The sequence below is a fragment of the Aquimarina megaterium XH134 genome (genome assembly GCF_000520975.1).
Taxonomy (GTDB): domain Bacteria; phylum Bacteroidota; class Bacteroidia; order Flavobacteriales; family Flavobacteriaceae; genus Aquimarina; species Aquimarina megaterium.
Window position 1 is genome coordinate 15569 of the sequence record NZ_JACB01000010.1, and the last position, 20164, is coordinate 35732.

Consider the following 20164-nt stretch of genomic DNA (forward strand, 5'->3'; position numbering starts at 1 on the left):
TAACTGTTCGTTTTTTGATTAGTCTGCCAGAAGCAGATTGATTTAATTTTCGGTTTTTATTTCTATTCCGTCCTCGTCTATTTTTACTTTTACGGGTTCATTATTTAGTTCTACTCCGTCTTCTCCGATTTTTAATTTAAAATCGTTGTCTTCAGAGTTTATATTTATGTTTACGCTATCATCGTCTTCGTCCCATTCGTTATATTCCCAATCATTATCATCTTCTGGGCATTCTTCACATTCGAATTTCCCATCAACTAATTTGATGTATTCTCCTTCTTTACCATCAATAGAGATATAATCATCGTATTTCCATGAGTTATTAAATCCAGAAGTGTTATCATTTGCATACACGGTAATTCCTTCTGGTAGTGTTAGGGTTACTTTTATTTCCTGATCTCTGTATTTGTTAGCATAATCAGTAATTGCGTATCCATCTAATAAGAGTGTATTACCATGCACTTCATACCCGTATTTGAGTTCTTCGGCTCTTTTAGAAGCTTCTTCATAGGATCTTCCTTCTGCATTTTTTTCTATTGTAATTCGTACTGTCGAATCTCTTTTAGAAGCTTTTAAATATACTTCTATATCCTGGATAACGATTACTCGATTTCCTTGGTCATCTCTTTTGATTTTATAATCATTTCTATGATATAGATGTTTGGTATATCTGTTATTTCCCTCCATTTTAATGGTTAGCGTATCGTTGCTTGTGATAGGAAGTACTTTTTGCTCCATAATCACTTCTGCGTCATACGCTTCGAGTGTAGCTTGTCTAACTCCAAGAATTCCTAACCCGATAAGAGAAAATATCCATACACCTAATAAACCTAATTTGGCTGGTGTTCCGATAGATTTTAGGTTTTTTATCAGAATTTTTAGACCAAGAATAAACAGGAAGAAAAAAGGTATTCCTACGGCAAAAAATGTTACTAATGATACTAACCATAGTGGAACTTCGGGATGGCTGCCTACTTCAATATATTCTACCCAGGGAGCATCCATAAATCCAAATGTTCCTATCGTAAACAGACCAACAAATAAACTAATAAGAGTAACTCCGGCCACTATAATAAGAATCACACCTATAAATTTCACAAAAATCTTTAAGAAGAATAGTAATACATCGCCTAAAGCTTCAAAAAAAGTAGTAGAACTGCTTTTTACTTTGCTGCTATATTTTTGATAATCTACATTTTTTACAGTATCTGCTACACCATCAAATCCTTCTTTAATTTTCTTTTCTATATTACTAATATTAACAGCTTCACCTTTCATTGCCAAAAAATCGGCTGTTGTTTTTGCTTCTGGTACAAAAATCCAAAATGCGATATAGATCAGAACAAATGCTCCACTAGAGAAAACGGTAAACAATACCCAAGCTAATCTAATCCAAATTGGTTCAATCCCCAGATAGTGACTTAAACCAGAACTTACTCCTCCAACATAAGAGTTTGTTGTATCTCTAAATAGTTGTCTTGATGCTTTCGTTTTTTGATATGATGCTTTTGGTTCATCTTCGAAGATTTCTTCATCTAATCTATAATCTTCTGGCTGTCCCATTACAGTAATTACTTCTTCTACTTCTTTGTTTCCGATAACCTGTCGTTCATCCTTTATTTTTTCACTGAACAATTCTGCTATTCTGGCTTCTATATCAGATATAATCTCATCTCTCCCTTGTGAATCGGTAAATGAGCGTTTTATAGCGCTGAGATAGCGTTGCAGTTTTAAGTAAGCGTTTTCGTCTATATGAAAAAATATGCCTGCTAAATTTATATTAACTGTCTTATTCATTTTACTTCTTTTTTTGTTTGGTTACCAGATTTACAGCATTCCGTAATTCGTCCCAAGTGGTATTTAATTCGCTAAGAAACAATTTTCCTGTTTCTGTGAGTCCGTAATATTTTCGTGGTGGTCCCGACGTAGATTCTTCCCAGCGATAACTCAGTAATCCAGCGTTTTTGAGTCTAGTTAATAAGGGATATATCGTGCCTTCTACCACAAGCATCTTTGCGTCTTTAAGGGTTTCTAAAATTTCAGCTACATAGGCATCATCGTCCTTAAGGATAGAAAGTATGCAATATTCCAGAACACCTTTGCGCATTTGCGCTTTTGTGTTTTCGATCTTCATAAAACTAATTTTTAAAAGTTAAACTGTTCATTTTTTGATTGATGTTTAGTATTTGATGATTGATGATTATTTTAAAAAATATTGATCAGAGAGTACTACACCGGCAATAAAAACAGAGGTTAAAATATAATTGATTAGGTTAAATTTTGAACTATATCCCTGTTCTTTTGACGTTTTTATAACAAGAAAAAATAAAGTAAAACATACAATTAACGGTAGTATCCATTGTCCAAGTCCGAGCCATTGGCTTATTCGAGCTTCATCATTAGGGTTAAAAATTGATACAATCATGGCCATTAACCTAAATGAAAATGCAAAGAATAAGAATGGATACCAATATGTGTTTTTTGTATTTCTGATCACATAAAAAAACACAAATGCTGTTAGTATAGTAAAAATAGGCCCTGATGCGCTTACCAAATATTCATGCCATACTGATGTATACTCTCCCTCTGCTAAGAAAGCCGAATTAAGTGTCATCTTCATAGGATATCCTAATAACTTTCCTGTAAGTAAATGTGCCAATTCATGAAAAAAGAAGGACAACAGAACAGCAAGAGCAGTTATCAAAATATATTTTATGTTAATTGTTTGCTTCATTATATTATTTTATAAATCGTATAGATAATGGGTATCTGTAACTTTCTCCTTTGTTTGCTTTTAAAGCAGCAGTGATAACAAAAATTATTTCCAGAAAAAAACCGATTAGTGCTATAATTCCGATAAACGATGCTCCCATAAGAGTTCTAAAACCTCCTGCATCAGAAAAATTGATAGAAAAATCATTAAAATGAAATAAATCTGTAATGGTAGCATCTCCAAAGACATGAAAGATAAAAAACGGAAAAGAAAATATTCCCAGTATTACAGTATATAATAGAATACTTAATTGAAAATTGATGGCTTCCTTACCATGATCATCTATAAAATCCGATTTATCCTTATTGGTAGTCCATAGTAATATCGGAACTATGTAATTTCCAAAAGGAATAAAGTATTTTGAGAATGCACCTAGATGCATAAACGTTGCGATATTTTTGTGATTTTTGATTGACATTGTAAAAGTATATAATAGTTTCTTATGCAAATATATGGTTAAAAAAAGGTATTATGCAAAACATAGTACCATAATTTAACATAAATTTAAGATTTTCTGCTCTTTTCTTGACTATTTCTTTTACCTATATTGTGAGAACTAAAAATAAAACTCATGGATATTACTCCTAGAAAACTTAATGCATTCTTATTATTTAAGTTACCCTCTGCATGGCTATGTGGTGTAAGGGTTAAAAATATAGATACAACAAGCTGTACTGTTAGTGTAAAACATCGATGGATAAACCAAAACCCTTTTAAATCTATGTTTTGGGCAGTGCAGGGAATGGCGGCAGAATTAACTACCGGAGCCTTGGTAACAGGATATATAAGAGACAGTGGAAAAAAGATATCAATGCTGGTAGCAAGCAATAATGCTACATATACTAAAAAAGCTACAGGTAGAATCACTTTTGTGTGTACCGATGGACATTTGGTAGCGGATGCGATTAAAAAAACAATTGAAACAGGTGAGGGGCAAACGGTTTGGATGAAATCAATAGGAACTAATCAGGACGGTATTGAAGTTTCTACGTTTAATTTTGAATGGACAGTTAAAGTAAAGAATGAAAAGTGAAAATTTTACAACAAAAAATGATTAGACTGTAACACTTTATGAAATTCGTTTACTCATAAAGAAACTATTCATTAATCATATACTATAAACATTTAAAAAATATGACAGCACACGAAATCGACTACGAAATTATAGGGGAAGAAATGCAGTATGTAGAAATAGAACTGGATCCACAAGAAGGAGTGATTGCAGAAGCAGGAAGTTTTATGATGATGGATGACGGTATAAAGATGGACACGATTTTTGGTGATGGTTCTGCAAAAGATACTGGAGTTCTTGGCAAAATATTTGGAGCCGGTAAACGATTACTAACAGGGGAAAGCTTGTTTATGACCGCTTTTTATAATCAGGTGGGTGGAAAAAAGAAAGTAAGTTTTGCTTCTCCGTATCCGGGAAAGATTATACCTGTAGATCTAACTAATTATGGAGGGAAATTTATTTGCCAAAAAGATGCATTTTTATGTGCAGCCAAAGGAGTTTCTGTAGGAATAGAGTTTTCTAGAAAATTAGGTAGAGGATTATTTGGTGGCGAAGGTTTTATTATGCAGAAATTAGAAGGTGATGGTATGGCCTTTGTTCATGCAGGAGGAACTACTTCTCGAAAAGAACTACAGCCAGGCGAAAAACTAAAGGTAGATACAGGTTGTATTATTGGATTTTCTAAGGGAGTACAATATGATATAGAATTTGTAGGAGGGATTAAGAATACTATTTTTGGAGGAGAAGGATTGTTTTTTGCTACATTAACTGGTCCAGGAGTTGTGTATATACAATCTTTACCATTTAGCAGACTTGCTAATAGAGTATTGGCATTGGCCCCCAGAGGAGGAGGGAAAAGTAAAGGCGAAGGCAGTATTCTAGGTGGTTTAGGAGATCTTTTAGATGGCGATAATAGTTTTTAACACTGTTAAATATGCGCTAAAAGACTGTTTTTTTGGTTTTATTTACATATATTAGCTAGAACAACTTTAAAAACTATAAGATTATTCCTACAATTACTTGTTTAAACCTAACATTTTTTAAACCCCTATTAATTTATGGCTAGAGCAATGTTTGATTACACAAAAACTGTGCTTAAAAAAGTAAGTTTTGATGTTAATCTTTTTACTAAGGAAGTTTTAAAAGCACTAAACAGACTACTTCCTCACGAGATTGAAGAATTAAAAATCTGGATTCAATCATTAACAGTTAAACAACCAGAATTGCAATCTTGTTTAATCTATTTAAAATCATAAAAAAAAAGCGACTTTCTAGTCGCTTTTTATTTTTGCCATAGGGCTAATGATTTTTACATTTTGAAAAGTAATCGCTCCTTTTACAACACCAGCAATAGTAGAATGCAAAGCATCAATAATTTGCATTTTAAGTTCACTTTTATTAAAAATTAAACTCACTTCTCTCGCAGGAGAAGGCTCGTTAAAGTAATGAAGATTACTTTTTTCACCATTCTTTATATCTAAAGTATGCAAATAGGGTAGAAGTGTCATTCCCAGACCTTCATTAGCAAGCTTTATAAGAGTCTCAAAACTACCGCTTTCTAATTGAAAATGATCTTCCTCATAACTTTTCTTAGTCTTACACAGGTTAATAATTCCATCTCTAAAACAATGACCGTCCTCAAGAAGAAGCATATCATCGATATCAAGATCAGTAATATCAATTTTGTTCTTTTGATTTAGTCTATGAGTAGAAGGAATATATCCTACAAATGGTTCGTAGTATAAAACACGCTCTTTTATATTTTCGTTTTCTAAAGGAGTTGCTGCAATTGCCGCATCCAGGTGACCATCTAGAAGACGTTCAATTATAGCTTCTGTATGTAACTCCTCTATTTTTAATTTTACCTTTGGATATTTTTTTATAAAATTGTTTAAAAACATAGGTAAAAGAGTAGGCATTACGGTAGGAATAACCCCTAATTTAAATTCACCACCAATGAACCCTTTTTGTTGATCTACAATATCCTGAATTCGTTCGCTCTCGTTTACGATATTTTTTGCTTGTTGAACAAGTTTGTTGCCAACTTCTGTAAGTTCAATAGGTTTTTTACTACGATCAAAGATGAGAATATCTAACTCTTCTTCAAGCTTTTGAATTTGCATACTTAGTGTAGGTTGAGTCACAAAAGTTTTCTCTGCAGCCTTCGTAAAATTTTTGTGTTCTGCTACCGCTAAAACATATTTTAATTGTGTTATGGTCATGGTCTGTGTTTTGGGGAACAAAAATATAAAAGCTATTGATATTATTTATTAAATAATTATTAAAAATTTGTTTTATCTATTGTTTTTGAAACAAAAAAGGAATAGCATAGATGAGATGCAATTCCTTTTTAAATATACCTGTTAGTTAGGTTTTGATTGATGAATATAGATTTCTAATTACATTCTAATTTCTAGTTCCAGGTTTTCTGAGTTTACTTCGAATTTGGCTTCACCCCATAATGGTGGACCATAACTCATATTGTTATTAGATACACCATAATCTTCTTTTGGCATTCCGCCAGGTTCAAAATCCATTCGATTATTTCCATTCACATCATGAAAACATGTAATAGCAAATACTCCTTCGGGAACATTAGAAAAAGTAATTTTTGCTACACCATCTACAATTGTGCTTTTTTCACCTTTGATTGGTGCAGCTTTCATAAAAGTATTTTCATCATAAAGCCCAAAAATAACTTCTCCTTCAGAACTTGTTATGTTGGGAACGGTTACTGTAATGGTTACTCCTTTAGTTTTTTCTTGAGCGTGAAGAAGAAAGTTAGAAACTAAAAGCGCGGCTAATAATGCTAGAGTTTTCATATGATAAAGTTTTATAGTTATTTGTTTTTTGATGAGTCAAAAGTCTATAAATCTTTATTTGAGAACAATAAGAAACTCCTCAGTTGTCATTTTTATAGGATGAAATGTAATTTAAAAATAACTATGTGGGATAAAGAGCTGTGAAATTATATGTCCAGTGGGTTGAAGATGGTAATCAGAAATCCAAAGTTTTATTTATCAAATAGCTTGTATTGCCCTTTTAATCTTATCGTTATGATAATATCTTCTTTGTTGTTGTTTCTGAAATACCAACCGTGTTTACCTTCAAAAGGGGCTGTAAATGTTCCAGCCATATTGTTAGAGTATGCCAGAGTATAACTCTCATAAAATACATTTTCGGGAGGATTTTCTTGTTTTACTTCTCCATGAAAATCTATATAAACAATAGCATCACTTGCAGTACTCCATTCATATTTTATACTTCCATATTTTAATGCTTTAAACTTGTATTCTATACCTTTTCCTGCAGGAACAGTAACATGAATAGTATCATTTTGTTCTGTAAATTGTTCTAATGGTGGTGGATTGTTTGCTTCTACAGGTTTAGGTACGTTAGGTGCAGAACCTAATTTTTCTAATTTCAGTTTCTTGAAATTTAATTGAGATACTGGTTCTGTATCTATTGTCTCTATTTTTTCAGTATCATTTACATACAATCGACTAAACCCAAAGAGTTTTCCTGTTCCTAGCGGGTCTATATTATATTCTGCAGGTAAAACTGCTGTTATAAGCACGACAAAACCAATAAACAACGCTATAAAAATTGATTTTATAAGTTGCTTTTTATTCATTATGTGAGTATTATTTGTTGTCATAATTTAGTGTTATGTCATAAAATATCCTGTCATTTGAAATCCAAACAATAGAAAACCTGCTGCCATGAGAAGTATATTGGTGAGATTAGAAAATTTAACATAACTGTTATATCTTCTCCAGATTCCTAAAAGTATAAGAACTAATCCTAAAGCCAAAAACTGCCCTATTTCTACCCCAATATTAAAACCGATTAGATTTACAAATAACCCTTCTTTATCAAACTTAAATTCTTGTAATTTGGTTGCTAGTCCAAAACCATGAAACAATCCAAAAATTAATACGGCTATTTTAGTATTGGGTTGTTTCTTAAAAAATTGTTTAAACCCTCCCAGGTTATCAAACCCTTTATATACAATCGATAAAGCGATAATAGCATCTATTAAAAAAGCATTTACATTAATATCTGCCATGACGCCAAGTAATAGGGTAAGACTATGACCGATTGTAAAAAAACTTATGTATAATAGTATTTCTTTTGTTCTGTACAAAAAGAAAATGACCCCTACCAAAAAAAGTAGGTGGTCATATCCCGTTATCATATGTTTTGCGCCAATGTATAGAAAGGGACCAAAAGCGATTCCTTTATTTCCTAATAAAAAAGACTGTGTCTCATCATCAACACCATGTGCATTTGCTGTTATTGAAACCAACACAAGCACTAGAAATGTAAAGAATGTTGTAGTGTTTTTAAACATTGTTGCAATATAGATTAATGTGCGTGTCCGTGTTCTTTTACTTGTCGGATACTATCTAATCTTGCTTTTTCAGCTTCGTCAACCTCTGTTGTTGATTCTTGAGTAGCTTCTACTTTAGCAGGATCTGTGCTTTCTTCTTTTTTTTCTTTTTTCTCTGTACAAGCCCCTAAAATTGCTAAAGCTAAAACGGCTGTGATCATTGATTTTTTAATTGTCATGTTTGTGTTTTTTAGATGAGTTAATTCTAATAAGTTTCTTTTAATTTTTTGAAGTAATACTATTTAACTAACTTAATTTTTTGATTAAAAATGTATCTTCTCCTTAATTTCTAAAACAAAAAATCATCATTTTTAGTATGTATGATTTAATAAGTAAAAATAGTGTTGCTTACATGGTAAATATAGTTTTTTTCTAAGATTGCCACAAAGAATGTATATCTCTTAGTGGTATGAATATTCTATAAAAATAGAAAACAGAAAATAATGATTTTATAGTTGCATAGGTAGTAAACAAATTCTAATTAAAGAAGCTTTTTTTGTATTGATTTAGAGTACCTATTTTTAGTATTGCTCTCGAAATTTTTAATGCATATTTTGGGAGTATATAATTCAAATATATTCTATTTGGGAATGAAATAAGTTTCTTATTTAATTTTCATTAGTTCTTTAGTAATGATTTCTTTGTTAAGGTATTCACTATATAGATTCATAAAAAGTTCTGATGCTTTTTTACTATCATCATAAACGGCGCCAGCAGCAATAATGAGTGCAGCATTTTTTTCATTTTCGGCATAATAGAGAGGAGGGTGGCCATCATTATCTTTGATATTTAGATCGACCTCTTTTGTTTTGAGTATTTTTTTTAAAACCGATATGTTTCGGTTAAATGCTGCATGATGCATTATGGTTTTACCATTTGCATCAACTGCATTAATATTGGGAGCCGCATTTAGTAATTGGATTGTCAAAACATTATTTTGATCTTGAGCAGCAAGATGCAGAACAGATATTCCTTCACCATTCTTTAGCATTACATCTGCATTATTTGTTATAAGGTATTTTACCAAACTTTTACTATAAACATACCCACCATTAATTGCAAAATGTAAAGCCCCAATATCTTTATGATACATACTATTATATCTATTATCGATGTTGGCACCGTTTGCTAATAAAATATCAGCACATTCTATTTGATTAAAACAAATGGCTTCATTAAAAGGTGTACTTTTATGATTACTCAACTCATCTACTTTTGCACCATTTACCAGTAATAGTTTAACTAGATTATGTAACCCTTTACGGGCAGCATAATGAAGGGCAGAGAATCCATCATACTTTTTTCCTTCTTTACTAGTAACATTAGCACCGTTTTCAATAAGATATTGGCTAATTTCTTCATTTCTGTCTGAAGCTTTTATCAGTGCGGTTGCACCATTACTATTTACTGCATTGATATTAATACCTTCTTCAATAAGTAATTTAACAACATCTATTTCCTGATAATAAGCAGCCTTGTGAAGCATAGTTTCACCATAGGAGTCGGTTATATTAATATCAATTCCTTGAGCAATTTTCTCTTTAATTTGATTAATATCTGATATGTCTAAACTGTTAAATTCTGTCATAATTTTTTATAGATTAGCACAGCGGCTATCCTTCTTTATTAGTATCTAATATCTGATCAAAAATTAATATAAAAACATTACATTTTGTAGAGAAGGTAGGTTTCTAAAATTATAATAACCCCCTGGCTTTGATCTCAAGGTATTTATTAATAGTATTAACGGTAAGGTTTTCTGGGGTAGTTAATACCGTTTGTATCCCATGTTTTTGTAACTCTTTTACCATTACTTTTTTGTCATATGCAAATTGTTGTGCAATAGTTTGATCATAAATGGTTTGTAGATCCTCGGCATTTTGTTCAATAAGATGATCAAGCTCTGTATTCTGAAAGAAAATCACTACCAATACATGTTTTTTTGCTAATGCCCGTAAATACGGAAGTTGCCTTTTTAAAGAGGATAGATGTTCAAAATTAGTATATAACAAAAGTAAACTTCTGTGATTTATTTGTCGTTTAACATGAGTATATAGCAATCCATAATCAGAATCAAGAAATTGGGTCTTAACATTATAAAGGGTTTCAGAAATCGTATTGATGTATGTTTTTTTTCCGCTAGACGGCAAAAAATCATTTACTGTATTAGAAAAAGATAACATCCCAACTTTATCATGTTTTTTTAAGGCAATATTAGAAAAAGCCAGTGTACTATTAACTGCATAATCCAGGAGACTTAATTCTTTAAAAGGCATTTTCATAACACGACTGGCATCGATTATAGAATATATAGGTTGAGATTTTTCATCCTGAAATTGATTAATCATTAAGTTACCGTGTTTTGCCGAAGCTTTCCAGTTAATGGTACGAACATCATCACCGATTACATATTCTTTGATTTGCTCAAACTCCATTGTATGTCCAATACGTCGTATTTTTTTAAGTCCTATTTGAGTCAACTTATTATCAATAGCCAAAAAATCATACTTTTTCATCTGGATAAAAGAAGGATATACTTTTACCATTGCAGCTTTATCAAAACTATAACGACGTTTTGCAAGGCCTATTCTGGTCATGGCATATACATATAAATTTCCGAAGATATATTCTCCTCGTTTTACAGGGCGTAATGAGTATTCGAAATCTAAAATTGACTTAGGAGAGATGCTTCCTTTTTTAAGGAAATCACGTTTTTGAAATTGCACAGGGATCTCATCGATAACCTCTACATAGGTCGAAAATTTATAATTACTTTTTATTCGTACTGGAACAGCATTAAAATCACTATTAGAAAACTTATTTGGTAAAATCCTATTGGCATGAATTCCATTTCTAGTATTATATAAAGCCACAATATCAAACAGAAAAACAATTATTAATCCCCATACCAATAACCAGACAATTGGATATATTGGAGTAAACCAGTATGATAATAAAAACAATACTGATATTAGCGTGAGTATATAAAATACTCTGGAGCTTAGATATAGTGATTTTAAAAATTGGATCAAAACTAGCGTGGTATTTCTACAGATTGCAGGATCATTTCTATAACATTTTCTGTCGTCATTCCTTCCATTTCACGTTCTGGTGATAAAATCAAACGATGACGTAACACAGGGAAAAGAGATTTTTTTATATCCTCTGGGGTAACAAAATCTCTCCCGTTAATTGCAGCAAAAGCTTTTGAGGCATTCATAACAGCAATTGATGCCCGTGGAGAACCTCCTAAATATAAATGTGGATGAGTTCTGGTTTTGGTGACAATCTCGGCAATATATCCCAGGATTTTCTCTTCGATGATTACATCTTGTGTTTTTGCTTTAAATTCTAGTAATTGCTTTGGAGTAATTACCGGGTCAACCATCTCTAAAGGTTTTGCTGTTTTTCTCTCATGATGGGTTTTTAAGATATTTACTTCATCTTCAAAAGTAGGGTAATCTACCTTTATTTTAAATAAAAACCGATCTAATTGTGCTTCTGGCAAGGCATAAGTTCCTTCTTGTTCTACGGGATTTTGGGTTGCTAATACCATAAAAGGAGGATCCATAGGGTATCGAATACCATCTATAGTTACTTGTCTTTCTTCCATTACTTCAAACAAAGCTGCCTGAGTTTTGGCGGGAGCACGATTAATTTCATCAATAAGAACCATATTAGAAAAAATAGGCCCTTTTTTAAATTCAAAGTCACTTGTTTTCATATTAAGTACAGAAGTTCCTAATACATCACTTGGCATAAGATCTGGAGTGAATTGAATTCGATTAAAATCAGTCTTTAGTGTTTTTGCAAATAATTTGGCAGTTACCGTTTTTGCAATCCCAGGTACTCCTTCGATTAAAACATGACCATTAGATAACAGGGATACAATTAATAACTCGATAAAATCCTGCTGCCCCACAATTACCTTTGCCAATTCTGCCTTTAGTTTTTCTACAGATTGTTGTAGTTCACTAAGATCTATCCTGTTCTGAAAACTTAGGTTTTGCTCTTGAGAGGCTGCCTCAGAAGCTTGCTCCGGGTTTGTGTTATTTTTAATTTCTTCGTTTTCCATTTATGATTCGTTTAAATGATATATCGTTTTTTAAGATCGGCTTTTGAATATGCTTATTAACTCATAAAGCTTTAATAAATCTTCTTTTTCGATTTTTACTTTTTTATTTAGTTCATCAAAATATTTAAATAATATTTTGGTATCCTCTATGCTATTATTACTTCTGGCAGCAATATCGATTATTGTTTTTTCATTGAGTTCATTTGTCGGAATTCTAAGCACGTTACGTACATAATCCAAAAATAGGAGGTTTTGCTTCGTAGCAATTTCTTTATGCTTCCCTTTTTCAAAATACATTCCGCTAATCGTCTTTGTAAAAGATAAAGTCTGATTTTTTAAAGGTTCTATAATCGGAATACTACGTTGTTTTCGTTTTCCTTCAAAAATTACAAAAAGTACTACTCCAATAAGCACAAAGTAGTATGCCCATTTGAGGTAGCGATTATTTAAAAGCAAGAAAAGTGGAGAGGTATAAAATGTTTTTCCTGATTTATAATAATTATCCCATAGTATTTTTTGATTGGGATTTATATATGCCAAAAGGTTTTGAGTATATTGATAATTCTTGTCTGTTAGCATAAAATAATTCCCAAAGGCCTCGGGAAAAGTATGTAATAGAATTTTCCCTTTACCAAAAGATTGTTGTATATAGTTTACTTTTGGGTCTTTGACCTTTAATGTATCATTATATAATTGTGTAACTCCTAAAATAGTAGCATTTATCGTATCTAATTCATTAAAATATGGATTATAAATATCTTGATCATACAAAAAGGGAGACTGCGTTTTAAGCTCTTTATTAACCAATTCAATAAGAGGTTTAGTAGATATGTTATCTATAGATATAAGATTATCTGTCTCAATATTAAGAGTGTCTAATAATCGATTTTCTATAGTTTTTGCCGATACAAATAATGTGTTCCCGTTTTCAACCCATTTTAATAGGGTATTTAGCTCATTTTTATCAAAGTTGATCGATCCATTAATAAAAAAGTAAGTTCCGGATATAGAATCATTATCGTTAAGAAACTCGTAAGGAGGTTGGTTTATATCTTGTAATCCTTGGGTATCAAAAGATTCCTTTATTAAATTATAAGATACAAAGGAGCCCAAAGGAATTTTATCTGTCTTTGCATAACTGGGATACCAGTTTACAGGTTCGGGTTCACTAGCTTCAATATAGGTGAGTATACCAATAGCTGCTATAATGATGATGATTAATATTTTAGAGCTTTTGGTCATCACATTAACGTTGGATAAGATGGGTTATTGAAGTAAACTCTTTTTCAGCTTTCAGGTATAATTTTTCATTAACCTCAAAGCTACCGTACCAGATAAAATCATATAATTTGGTGATGGATTTAAATTGACGTTGTACCGAGTCGTCTGCTAACTCCTTGATATAATCAGTATTAGTTTTTTGAGCTTCCCATTGAATTAATTCTACATCGGATAACTTTTTTAGTACAAATAGATAATAATATCGAATTGCCAATCTATAATTTTTATGCTGCAAAGCCTGATCAATCAATTGTTGAATATCTTGATTTTGAATAATATCTTCATCTTCTGTTAGTTCTATCTGCGGGGCAAGTTGTTTTTCAAGAAGCATATCCGATGGATTCACTTTCATAAACAACCAACCTAATAAAAATAATACACCTATAATCAAAAGATAGGGGAGTAGTCTAAAAACTATAGCCCAGAATCCGGTTACTTTTTCTGTACCAAATAGCCACGAGATAAATCGATTCCAGAGTTGAGTCACCCAGTTCTTAAACTGCGTCCACCAATTATCAGGTTCTTGATATTCGGTATAATCAAAATCATCTTGTGTTTTAAACTCCTCTATTTTTTGATGATCAAACTGTGGTGCTTTTTGCTGAGAGTCGAGATCATAAACTAACTCCTGGGGATTAGATATTGCAGTACTATCCTGAACTCTTGCTGATAAAAAGAGTGGTAGAAAAAATAAGACGTAGTAAAGAATTTTCAATTTATTCTGATTTACCTAAAGAATCAATTTGTTCTAATGCGCCTGTAGCGTGTTTTCTTTCATTCAAATTATAATATATAAATGCAGTAGAAATTGCGGTGATAATATATAGTATATATTGAGCTGCTGATGATAAGGTGTTTAAGGCGATAAAAACCCAATCAAACATAGTAGATGGATCAGCCAAAGATCCTTCTGAAGCAGCAGTAAATGTTTTTGTAAAGGTATAGATTAATGCTGGAATAGAAAATACAAAGCCTATTACTCCTATAAGGATAGCAATAATGAAAAGTGTGGCAAAGGTAATCCACCATTCGTTTTTTACGAGAAGGAAACTATCATTGATCGCATCAGAAATACTAGTACCCCGAAATACCAGAATTGAAAAAACCAAGCTCATAGGGACATATAAATAAATACCAGGAATAGCACAAAGCATAAAACCAAAAAAGGTAATCAATCCCGAAAGAATTCCTAATCCGATAATATTTCCAAAATCTTTTTTTACTCCATGTAATATAACTTCAAGATCGACATTACCTTTGTTGTCTATATAATTTTTAATATAGTGTAAAACGGTACCAAAAAGTAATGCATAAAATACGAGTAACGTTGCCAACATTGCAAAAAGAGCAATAATAAGGGTTCCCGAATTATACATTCCACCATTTCTAATACTCACCGGATCAAAAATATTGGCAGAAGAATGCGTGTAATATGCAGAAGCAAGTAAGAGCAATATAAAGGGGATTCCCGAAGTTTTTAACAAAACAGATAGCAATGATTTACCATTTTGTCGTATAAAAGCAAAAGTATCTGTTAGGATATCTCCTAATTCTCTTTTTTTCTTAAATTCTATGTAGTTATTATTCATTTTTTAGTCTGTTATAAAGTTGTCTGGGGTAAATTACATAATAAAACAAGATTAGGGCTAACGACCCAGATATGATTAAAATAGCCAGCCAATCGGGCATTTCTGTATGTCTGGTGACAAAGCCTTCTAAAAACCCTGCTAATATAAAAAAGGGAACTGTGCTAATCACAATTTTTAACCCTGCTTTAATTCCTTTAACAAAAGAAGTAAGTCGAGTATACGTTTTTGGAAATAAAATAGAGTTTCCTACAACCAGACCTGCACATCCTGCAATAATAATCACAGAAATTTCAATCGTACCATGAATCCATATTGTGCGGGCACTCTCCCAAAGCAATCCTTTCTCGTAGAAAAAATACTGAAAAGAACCTAGCATTATAAAATTTTGCATCAGCATATATATAGTTCCTATCCCGAATAGTACTCCTAGAATAAAGCAATTAAGTGCTACTTTGATATTGTTAAGGGTTATCCCCAAAAACATATTGGTTTCTCCCATTTGTTTGTATACTGCCATGGGATCTTCGTTAGCAATATTCTCTAAGGTCATATTTACATAAGCATCACCTAAGATTGATCTTACAAAAGCTCCGTCTGTAGCAGAAGAATATGCTCCTATGGCCGTAAATAAAACAGAAATTAGAAATGCAATGAGTAAGTGTTTTTGATATTGATAGAATTCTAAAGGAAATTCTTTAACCCAAAAAGAATACAACCGATTTTTTTTCTCTTTTTTTGTTTTATAGATTTTTTGGTGAGCACTAGATGCTAAACCATTTAAATAATTAAGAGTTTGACTATTTGGATAAAATGTCTGAGCATAACTAAGGTGATCAGTTATCTCTATATATAAATTAGAAAGCTCATCTGGAGTTATTTGAGCATTATTAACCAGAACACTTTCAAATTTTAACCATTTATCTTTATTTTGCCTCACAAAAGCCGCCTCACGCATGTATCGAAGATTAAGAGGCTCAAAGAAACATAATTAATGGATAATTTTCAAATAGAAACTGCTCAAAATGTTAGTATACAGCAAAATGCTGCCGGAATTGGAGAGCGTATTCTAGCGTATCTTATTGATCTTTTGATTATCATAACATATTTTATCATTGCTATATTTATGATTGGAGCATTAAGCCTTGATTATGGAGATGAATGGGCTTTTTGGTTAATTTTAAGTTTACCTCCGTTCTTATATTTTATACTATGGGAAACATTTTGGGATGGTAAAACTCCGGGTAAAGCAACGATGAAAATAAAAGTGGCCCGTATGGATGGGGCAAGACCTGCTTTTTCGAATTACCTGGTGCGATGGTTACTTCGTTTATTAGATATTACTTTGGCATTTGGTGGTGTTGCCGTTGTCTCTATTTTATTAAATGGTAAAGGACAACGCCTGGGAGATATGGCAGCAGGTACTACTGTGATTAGTGAGCGGCAACGTGTACGATTTAACCAAACCATATTAGTCGATATCCCAGAAGACTATGTGGCCATGTATCCCCAGGTTACTGTTTTTAGTGATGCAGAGATGCGTAAAATAAAAACTATTTATACAGAGGCAAGACGAGATGCAGATCATAATATCATTCTCGAACTTTCTAAAAAAGTAAGTGCTTTGATGGATGTTACTCCACAAGAAAAACCATTACAATTCGTAGATCGCGTAATTGCCGATTATAATTATTATACACAGAAGTTGTAATTTTTAGATAGCCTAATTAATGAAACTCTTAGAGCATATTGAGCTAGTTGTTTATCCCTTCAGCTTTCATAAAAATGCTTTCTTTTTCTAAGTACCTTTTTTTGTCTTGAATTACCCATAAGGATGTAATAAAAATAGAAGTTAAGATTTATAAATTGATAAGTTAAGATTTATAAATGCTTAGTACCACACCTTTCAATACAGTATACTGTTACCGTATCTTTATAACACACAACATGTTATGATGTTGTAAAATATTTTCGCGAAAATAGTCGTAAAAGTTGTAAGCGACTTTAAAAAACAACCAACAAATTAATTCTTAAAACAATAATCATGTTAAAATCTATTTTAAAAATTAATGGCGTTAAATCATTAACCAGAAGTAACCTAAAACGTGTATCAGGAGGAAAAATGAGAGGAACAGATTGTAGTGTAGTATTTGCTGCATGTGATGAACAACACCCGACAAATGATAATAAATTTGAAAAGTGTCTGAATTACAGTGGTTGTGGTCCTGCTTTCTAAGATGATAATACCAACGGTAATCATCATAAAAGAAGTATTTAAAACTTACTTTAAAAAGCCCTTTCACAGGGCTTTTTCTTTTTTAATAAACAGGAATAAACTTAGGTCTAGCTAGATACTGCAAAACCAATTTCTCCTTTGTTTTATTCCTTCTCTTCAGTTTTTATCAAAATAGTTTCTTTTTTAGGGTAACAATTTTTTTTCTTGTTGATATGATGGTATAAATCATAAAACTTTTATAACATGAAAAAAATGAATTTTAAAAAATTAGAATTAAACAAAAAGACTATTGCACAGGTAAAAGGCGGGTTGGCACACCCTATGGGACCGTATAAGGAACGTGTAAAGTGGGCCGTGGGAACACATAACACATGTCAATGCGAGACTATTGCTGCACCGTGCTAAATTTTTAAAAGCGGACTTAGGTCCGCTTTTTTCTTTTTCTTGTTTGGGATTTTACTCGATAATCGAGATTTAAATGCTCCGAGGCTTGCCTCGAAATCTAAATCATTTTTCAATCCAATGCCTCATGGGCTTACCCTGAGGTAGTTTACTTAATCACTTCTGCTTTTATAAAAATATTTTCTTTTGGCCATTCGCTGCCATCTGTAGGAACATTAGAGATTTTATCGGCCACATCCATTCCTTTTACAACTTTTCCAAAAATCGTATGCTCTCCATCTAGATGAAAAGCTCCATTTTTGGCAATTACAATAAAGAATTCGAATGGAGTGGAGCGATTTGATGGATTATCTACCCATTGTTTGGATAAAGCAACAGTTCCTCTGGTGTGTCTTAAACCTTTTACAGGTTCCTGCGGAATGGTATAGTCTCCAATTTCATGGCGTTTGTTTGCCATTTGTTGGCGATCACTATTACCTCCCTGGATCACAAAACCTTTGGCGACACGATAGAAAAAAGTTTCATCAAAATATTTCTGTTTTACCAGGTAAATAAAATTTGCTCTGTGTATAGGTGTCTTTTTGTATAATTTGATATGAATATCACCGTGTATAGTTTTTATATTAACTAATGTTTCTGGATTTTCTTTACCATAATTAGTCAGGAATTCCTCTAAATTATCATTAGTGAGTCTAAATGGCTCTTCTTCAGTATCTTTATTTTCGTTATCCGATTTTTTTTCATTCTGCGCTGCTGTGGTATCTTCTTTTCCCTTTTTGTCATTTACAGAAATTGAATCTGTATTTGTTTTTACATCCTGTTTATTTTTCTTAGAATGTGTATCTTCACAACTAGAGAATATGAAAATAGATACGCAAAAGCATAAAATTGATTTGGTAAATGACATTTGAAACATTTAAGAATTTAATCCCAAAAATAGAAAAAATGTCAGTACCGGGAGAATCTTCCCATTTTATTATGGCTCCAGAAGCTCGTATGAAAGCATTGAATCATCTTAAAATTGAAGAGAGAAGCCCTAGAAATGCAGCAGTGATGATGTTTTTTTACCCAAAGAATACCATAACTCATCTTGTACTGATTTTACGACCCGAATACGAAGGAGTACATTCGGGGCAGATTGCATTGCCGGGAGGAAAAGTAGAGATGTATGATGTAAACTATACAGAGACAGCACTACGAGAAACTCATGAAGAAGTAGGAGTAAAGCCTAATACTGTTACTATTATTAAATCCCTAACAAAAGTATATATCCCTCCTTCTAATTTTTGGGTACATCCGTTTTTAGGTTTTTCTGACAGAAGACCCAATTTTATCCGCCAGAAAGAAGAAGTTGCAAAAGTTATTGAGGTTCCGTTAACAGAACTTCTTAATGAAGATAATGTTGTTTTTAAAAAATTAACTACTTCTTATGCAAAGAATATAGAGGTACCTTCCTTTGAACTAAACGGTTACGTAGTCTGGGGGGCAACTGCAATGATGTTAAGTGAGCTTAAAATGCTTTTAAAGACGTCAATAGCATTATGATTTTGTATATTTGGCATTCCTAATACAACCGGTTTTCTACATATGGGATTATTTAAAAGAAATCCATTTGGACATATATTATTTTTAAAAAAATGGCTTATCCGTATTATGGGTGGGTTAACGCATAGTCGTTATAGAGGTTTTAATGAATTACAAATTGAAGGAAGCGAAATTTTTAAAAACCTTCCTGATAATAATGTGTTATTTGTTTCTAATCATCAAACTTATTTTGCTGATGTAGTAGCAATGTTTCATGTTTTTAATGCAAGCCTAAGTGGTCGTACAGACTCTATTAAGAATGTAGGGTATTTATGGCAACCCAAGCTTAATTTGTATTATGTGGCTGCAAAAGAAACGATGAGAGCCGGATTATTAGCAAGAATTCTTGCGTATGCCGGAGCTATAACCGTAGAGCGTACCTGGAGAGAGAAAGGGAAAGATGTGAATCGCCAGGTAAAAATGAGTGACATTACTAATATTTCTAGAGCATTAGATGATGGGTGGGTGATTACATTTCCGCAGGGAACTACAAAACCTTTTAAGCCTATTCGTAAAGGAACGGCTCATATCATTCGAAAATATAAACCCATAGTAATTCCTATTGTAATAGACGGTTTTAGAAGATCTTTTGATAAAAAAGGTATTCGTATTAAAAAACGAGGAATATTACAATCTATGGTGATAAAAAAACCACTAGATATTGATTATGAAAATGATTCTATCGATGATATCGTAAGTAAATTAGAGTTTGCTATAGAACAACATCCATCTTTTCTTAAAGTAATTCCGAAGGAAGAATTAGAAGCCGAGGAAGAACTTAATAAGAAAAGACAGTGGGAATACTAATCTTTTTAGTAGTTT

24 protein-coding genes are annotated in these 20164 nt (G+C 32.2%); 7 read left to right on the forward strand and 17 right to left on the reverse strand.

Translation table 11 applies throughout. The features are described 5' to 3' along the window. Window positions 1-42 precede the first annotated feature (42 nt). The 4 genes from Z053_RS0108785 to Z053_RS0108800 form a co-directional block, all read right to left on the reverse strand. Window positions 43-1797, reverse strand: coding sequence for a PspC domain-containing protein (locus tag Z053_RS0108785; RefSeq protein ID WP_025664658.1), 1755 nt, complete (start codon window positions 1795-1797; stop codon window positions 43-45). 1 nt (window position 1798) lies between these two features. Further along, the gene (locus tag Z053_RS0108790; RefSeq protein ID WP_025664659.1) at window positions 1799-2134 is read right to left on the reverse strand and encodes a PadR family transcriptional regulator; all 336 of its coding nucleotides are present in this window, start codon (window positions 2132-2134) and stop codon (window positions 1799-1801) included. A 66-nt stretch (window positions 2135-2200) separates the two neighbouring features. Continuing rightward, on the reverse strand, window positions 2201-2734 hold the full coding sequence (locus Z053_RS0108795; RefSeq protein WP_025664660.1) for a zinc metalloprotease: 534 nt from the start codon (window positions 2732-2734) through the stop codon (window positions 2201-2203). A 4-nt stretch (window positions 2735-2738) separates the two neighbouring features. Further along, window positions 2739-3191, reverse strand: a complete 453-nt coding sequence (locus Z053_RS0108800; protein ID WP_025664661.1) for a DUF4870 domain-containing protein — start codon at window positions 3189-3191, stop codon at window positions 2739-2741. A 153-nt stretch (window positions 3192-3344) separates the two neighbouring features. Here Z053_RS0108800 and Z053_RS0108805 point away from each other — a divergent pair, with 153 nt between their 5' ends. From Z053_RS0108805 to Z053_RS0108815, 3 genes are all read left to right on the forward strand, one after another. After that, window positions 3345-3806, forward strand: coding sequence for a DUF4442 domain-containing protein (locus Z053_RS0108805; protein ID WP_025664662.1), 462 nt, complete (start codon window positions 3345-3347; stop codon window positions 3804-3806). 101 nt (window positions 3807-3907) lie between these two features. Next, on the forward strand, window positions 3908-4708 hold the full coding sequence (locus Z053_RS0108810) for a TIGR00266 family protein (RefSeq protein ID WP_025664663.1): 801 nt from the start codon (window positions 3908-3910) through the stop codon (window positions 4706-4708). A 135-nt stretch (window positions 4709-4843) separates the two neighbouring features. Beyond that, window positions 4844-5041 (forward strand): hypothetical protein, encoded by a 198-nt coding sequence (locus tag Z053_RS0108815; RefSeq protein ID WP_025664664.1) that lies wholly within the window; start codon window positions 4844-4846, stop codon window positions 5039-5041. 15 nt (window positions 5042-5056) lie between these two features. On the opposite strand, the gene Z053_RS0108820 is transcribed toward Z053_RS0108815, so the two are convergent. The 12 genes from Z053_RS0108820 to Z053_RS28175 form a co-directional block, all read right to left on the reverse strand. Beyond that, a complete protein-coding gene (locus Z053_RS0108820; protein ID WP_025664665.1) occupies window positions 5057-6007 on the reverse strand; it encodes a LysR substrate-binding domain-containing protein in 951 nt (316 codons plus the stop codon). A gap of 177 nt (window positions 6008-6184) precedes the next feature. Beyond that, entirely contained in the window at window positions 6185-6607 is a 423-nt protein-coding gene (locus Z053_RS0108825; RefSeq protein WP_025664666.1) for a DUF2141 domain-containing protein, read from the reverse strand. Between the two features lie 191 nt (window positions 6608-6798). Further along, window positions 6799-7419 carry a hypothetical protein gene (locus tag Z053_RS0108830; protein ID WP_241459813.1) on the reverse strand — a complete coding sequence of 207 codons (621 nt, stop codon included), beginning with the start codon at window positions 7417-7419 and terminating at the stop codon, window positions 6799-6801. Between the two features lie 33 nt (window positions 7420-7452). Then, window positions 7453-8139 (reverse strand): HupE/UreJ family protein, encoded by a 687-nt coding sequence (locus tag Z053_RS0108835; protein WP_025664668.1) that lies wholly within the window; start codon window positions 8137-8139, stop codon window positions 7453-7455. Window positions 8140-8153: 14 nt separating this feature from the next. Continuing rightward, window positions 8154-8357, reverse strand: a complete 204-nt coding sequence (locus Z053_RS0108840) for a hypothetical protein (protein ID WP_025664669.1) — start codon at window positions 8355-8357, stop codon at window positions 8154-8156. A gap of 425 nt (window positions 8358-8782) precedes the next feature. Next, window positions 8783-9766, reverse strand: a complete 984-nt coding sequence (locus Z053_RS0108845; protein WP_025664670.1) for an ankyrin repeat domain-containing protein — start codon at window positions 9764-9766, stop codon at window positions 8783-8785. A gap of 109 nt (window positions 9767-9875) precedes the next feature. Further along, window positions 9876-11207 carry a DUF58 domain-containing protein gene (locus Z053_RS0108850; RefSeq protein ID WP_025664671.1) on the reverse strand — a complete coding sequence of 444 codons (1332 nt, stop codon included), beginning with the start codon at window positions 11205-11207 and terminating at the stop codon, window positions 9876-9878. A gap of 5 nt (window positions 11208-11212) precedes the next feature. Next, on the reverse strand, window positions 11213-12253 hold the full coding sequence (locus Z053_RS0108855) for an AAA family ATPase (RefSeq protein ID WP_025664672.1): 1041 nt from the start codon (window positions 12251-12253) through the stop codon (window positions 11213-11215). 30 nt (window positions 12254-12283) lie between these two features. After that, window positions 12284-13495, reverse strand: coding sequence for a DUF4350 domain-containing protein (locus tag Z053_RS0108860; RefSeq protein ID WP_025664673.1), 1212 nt, complete (start codon window positions 13493-13495; stop codon window positions 12284-12286). Window positions 13496-13499: 4 nt separating this feature from the next. Continuing rightward, window positions 13500-14249, reverse strand: a complete 750-nt coding sequence (locus Z053_RS0108865; protein ID WP_025664674.1) for a hypothetical protein — start codon at window positions 14247-14249, stop codon at window positions 13500-13502. 1 nt (window position 14250) lies between these two features. Further along, on the reverse strand, window positions 14251-15123 hold the full coding sequence (locus tag Z053_RS0108870) for a hypothetical protein (protein WP_025664675.1): 873 nt from the start codon (window positions 15121-15123) through the stop codon (window positions 14251-14253). Then, window positions 15116-16078, reverse strand: coding sequence for a stage II sporulation protein M (locus Z053_RS28175; protein ID WP_035095604.1), 963 nt, complete (start codon window positions 16076-16078; stop codon window positions 15116-15118). The genes Z053_RS0108870 and Z053_RS28175 overlap by 8 nt, the downstream gene beginning before the upstream one ends. Before the next feature lie 36 nt (window positions 16079-16114). On the opposite strand from Z053_RS28175, the gene Z053_RS0108880 reads away from it, so the two are divergent. Both Z053_RS0108880 and Z053_RS0108885 read left to right on the forward strand, forming a co-directional pair. After that, window positions 16115-16831: an RDD family protein gene (locus Z053_RS0108880; protein ID WP_025664676.1), complete on the forward strand. Its 717-nt coding sequence runs from the start codon at window positions 16115-16117 to the stop codon at window positions 16829-16831. A gap of 333 nt (window positions 16832-17164) precedes the next feature. Then, window positions 17165-17356, forward strand: coding sequence for a hypothetical protein (locus Z053_RS0108885; RefSeq protein WP_025664677.1), 192 nt, complete (start codon window positions 17165-17167; stop codon window positions 17354-17356). Between the two features lie 550 nt (window positions 17357-17906). On the opposite strand, the gene Z053_RS30680 is transcribed toward Z053_RS0108885, so the two are convergent. Then, window positions 17907-18665, reverse strand: a complete 759-nt coding sequence (locus Z053_RS30680; RefSeq protein ID WP_025664678.1) for a peptidylprolyl isomerase — start codon at window positions 18663-18665, stop codon at window positions 17907-17909. On the opposite strand from Z053_RS30680, the gene Z053_RS28180 reads away from it, so the two are divergent. Then, on the forward strand, window positions 18659-19303 hold the full coding sequence (locus Z053_RS28180) for an NUDIX hydrolase (protein ID WP_035095650.1): 645 nt from the start codon (window positions 18659-18661) through the stop codon (window positions 19301-19303). The two genes, Z053_RS30680 and Z053_RS28180, sit on opposite strands and share 7 nt — an antisense overlap. Window positions 19304-19345: 42 nt before the next feature. After that, window positions 19346-20149 carry a lysophospholipid acyltransferase family protein gene (locus Z053_RS0108905; protein ID WP_025664679.1) on the forward strand — a complete coding sequence of 268 codons (804 nt, stop codon included), beginning with the start codon at window positions 19346-19348 and terminating at the stop codon, window positions 20147-20149. Window positions 20150-20164 lie beyond the last annotated feature (15 nt).

Excerpts from the sequence above, each read along its gene's own strand:
- Z053_RS0108830 (WP_241459813.1), bottom strand. The coding sequence starts at position 7,419 with ATGAATAAAAAGCAACTTATAAAATCAATTTTTATAGCGTTGTTTATT.
- Z053_RS0108790 (WP_025664659.1), bottom strand. The coding sequence starts at position 2,134 with ATGAAGATCGAAAACACAAAAGCGCAAATGCGCAAAGGTGTTCTGGAA.
- Z053_RS0108855 (WP_025664672.1), bottom strand. The coding sequence starts at position 12,253 with ATGGAAAACGAAGAAATTAAAAATAACACAAACCCGGAGCAAGCTTCT.
- Z053_RS0108785 (WP_025664658.1), bottom strand. The coding sequence starts at position 1,797 with ATGAATAAGACAGTTAATATAAATTTAGCAGGCATATTTTTTCATATA.
- Z053_RS0108805 (WP_025664662.1), top strand. The coding sequence starts at position 3,345 with ATGGATATTACTCCTAGAAAACTTAATGCATTCTTATTATTTAAGTTA.
- Z053_RS30680 (WP_025664678.1), bottom strand. The coding sequence starts at position 18,665 with ATGTCATTTACCAAATCAATTTTATGCTTTTGCGTATCTATTTTCATA.
- Z053_RS0108815 (WP_025664664.1), top strand. The coding sequence starts at position 4,844 with ATGGCTAGAGCAATGTTTGATTACACAAAAACTGTGCTTAAAAAAGTA.
- Z053_RS0108810 (WP_025664663.1), top strand. The coding sequence starts at position 3,908 with ATGACAGCACACGAAATCGACTACGAAATTATAGGGGAAGAAATGCAG.
- Z053_RS0108825 (WP_025664666.1), bottom strand. The coding sequence starts at position 6,607 with ATGAAAACTCTAGCATTATTAGCCGCGCTTTTAGTTTCTAACTTTCTT.
- Z053_RS28175 (WP_035095604.1), bottom strand. The coding sequence starts at position 16,078 with ATGCGTGAGGCGGCTTTTGTGAGGCAAAATAAAGATAAATGGTTAAAA.
- Z053_RS0108835 (WP_025664668.1), bottom strand. The coding sequence starts at position 8,139 with ATGTTTAAAAACACTACAACATTCTTTACATTTCTAGTGCTTGTGTTG.
- Z053_RS0108820 (WP_025664665.1), bottom strand. The coding sequence starts at position 6,007 with ATGACCATAACACAATTAAAATATGTTTTAGCGGTAGCAGAACACAAA.
- Z053_RS0108800 (WP_025664661.1), bottom strand. The coding sequence starts at position 3,191 with ATGTCAATCAAAAATCACAAAAATATCGCAACGTTTATGCATCTAGGT.
- Z053_RS0108905 (WP_025664679.1), top strand. The coding sequence starts at position 19,346 with ATGGGATTATTTAAAAGAAATCCATTTGGACATATATTATTTTTAAAA.
- Z053_RS0108840 (WP_025664669.1), bottom strand. The coding sequence starts at position 8,357 with ATGACAATTAAAAAATCAATGATCACAGCCGTTTTAGCTTTAGCAATT.
- Z053_RS0108870 (WP_025664675.1), bottom strand. The coding sequence starts at position 15,123 with ATGAATAATAACTACATAGAATTTAAGAAAAAAAGAGAATTAGGAGAT.
- Z053_RS0108795 (WP_025664660.1), bottom strand. The coding sequence starts at position 2,734 with ATGAAGCAAACAATTAACATAAAATATATTTTGATAACTGCTCTTGCT.
- Z053_RS0108880 (WP_025664676.1), top strand. The coding sequence starts at position 16,115 with ATGGATAATTTTCAAATAGAAACTGCTCAAAATGTTAGTATACAGCAA.
- Z053_RS0108885 (WP_025664677.1), top strand. The coding sequence starts at position 17,165 with ATGTTAAAATCTATTTTAAAAATTAATGGCGTTAAATCATTAACCAGA.
- Z053_RS0108845 (WP_025664670.1), bottom strand. The coding sequence starts at position 9,766 with ATGACAGAATTTAACAGTTTAGACATATCAGATATTAATCAAATTAAA.
- Z053_RS28180 (WP_035095650.1), top strand. The coding sequence starts at position 18,659 with ATGACATTTGAAACATTTAAGAATTTAATCCCAAAAATAGAAAAAATG.
- Z053_RS0108860 (WP_025664673.1), bottom strand. The coding sequence starts at position 13,495 with ATGACCAAAAGCTCTAAAATATTAATCATCATCATTATAGCAGCTATT.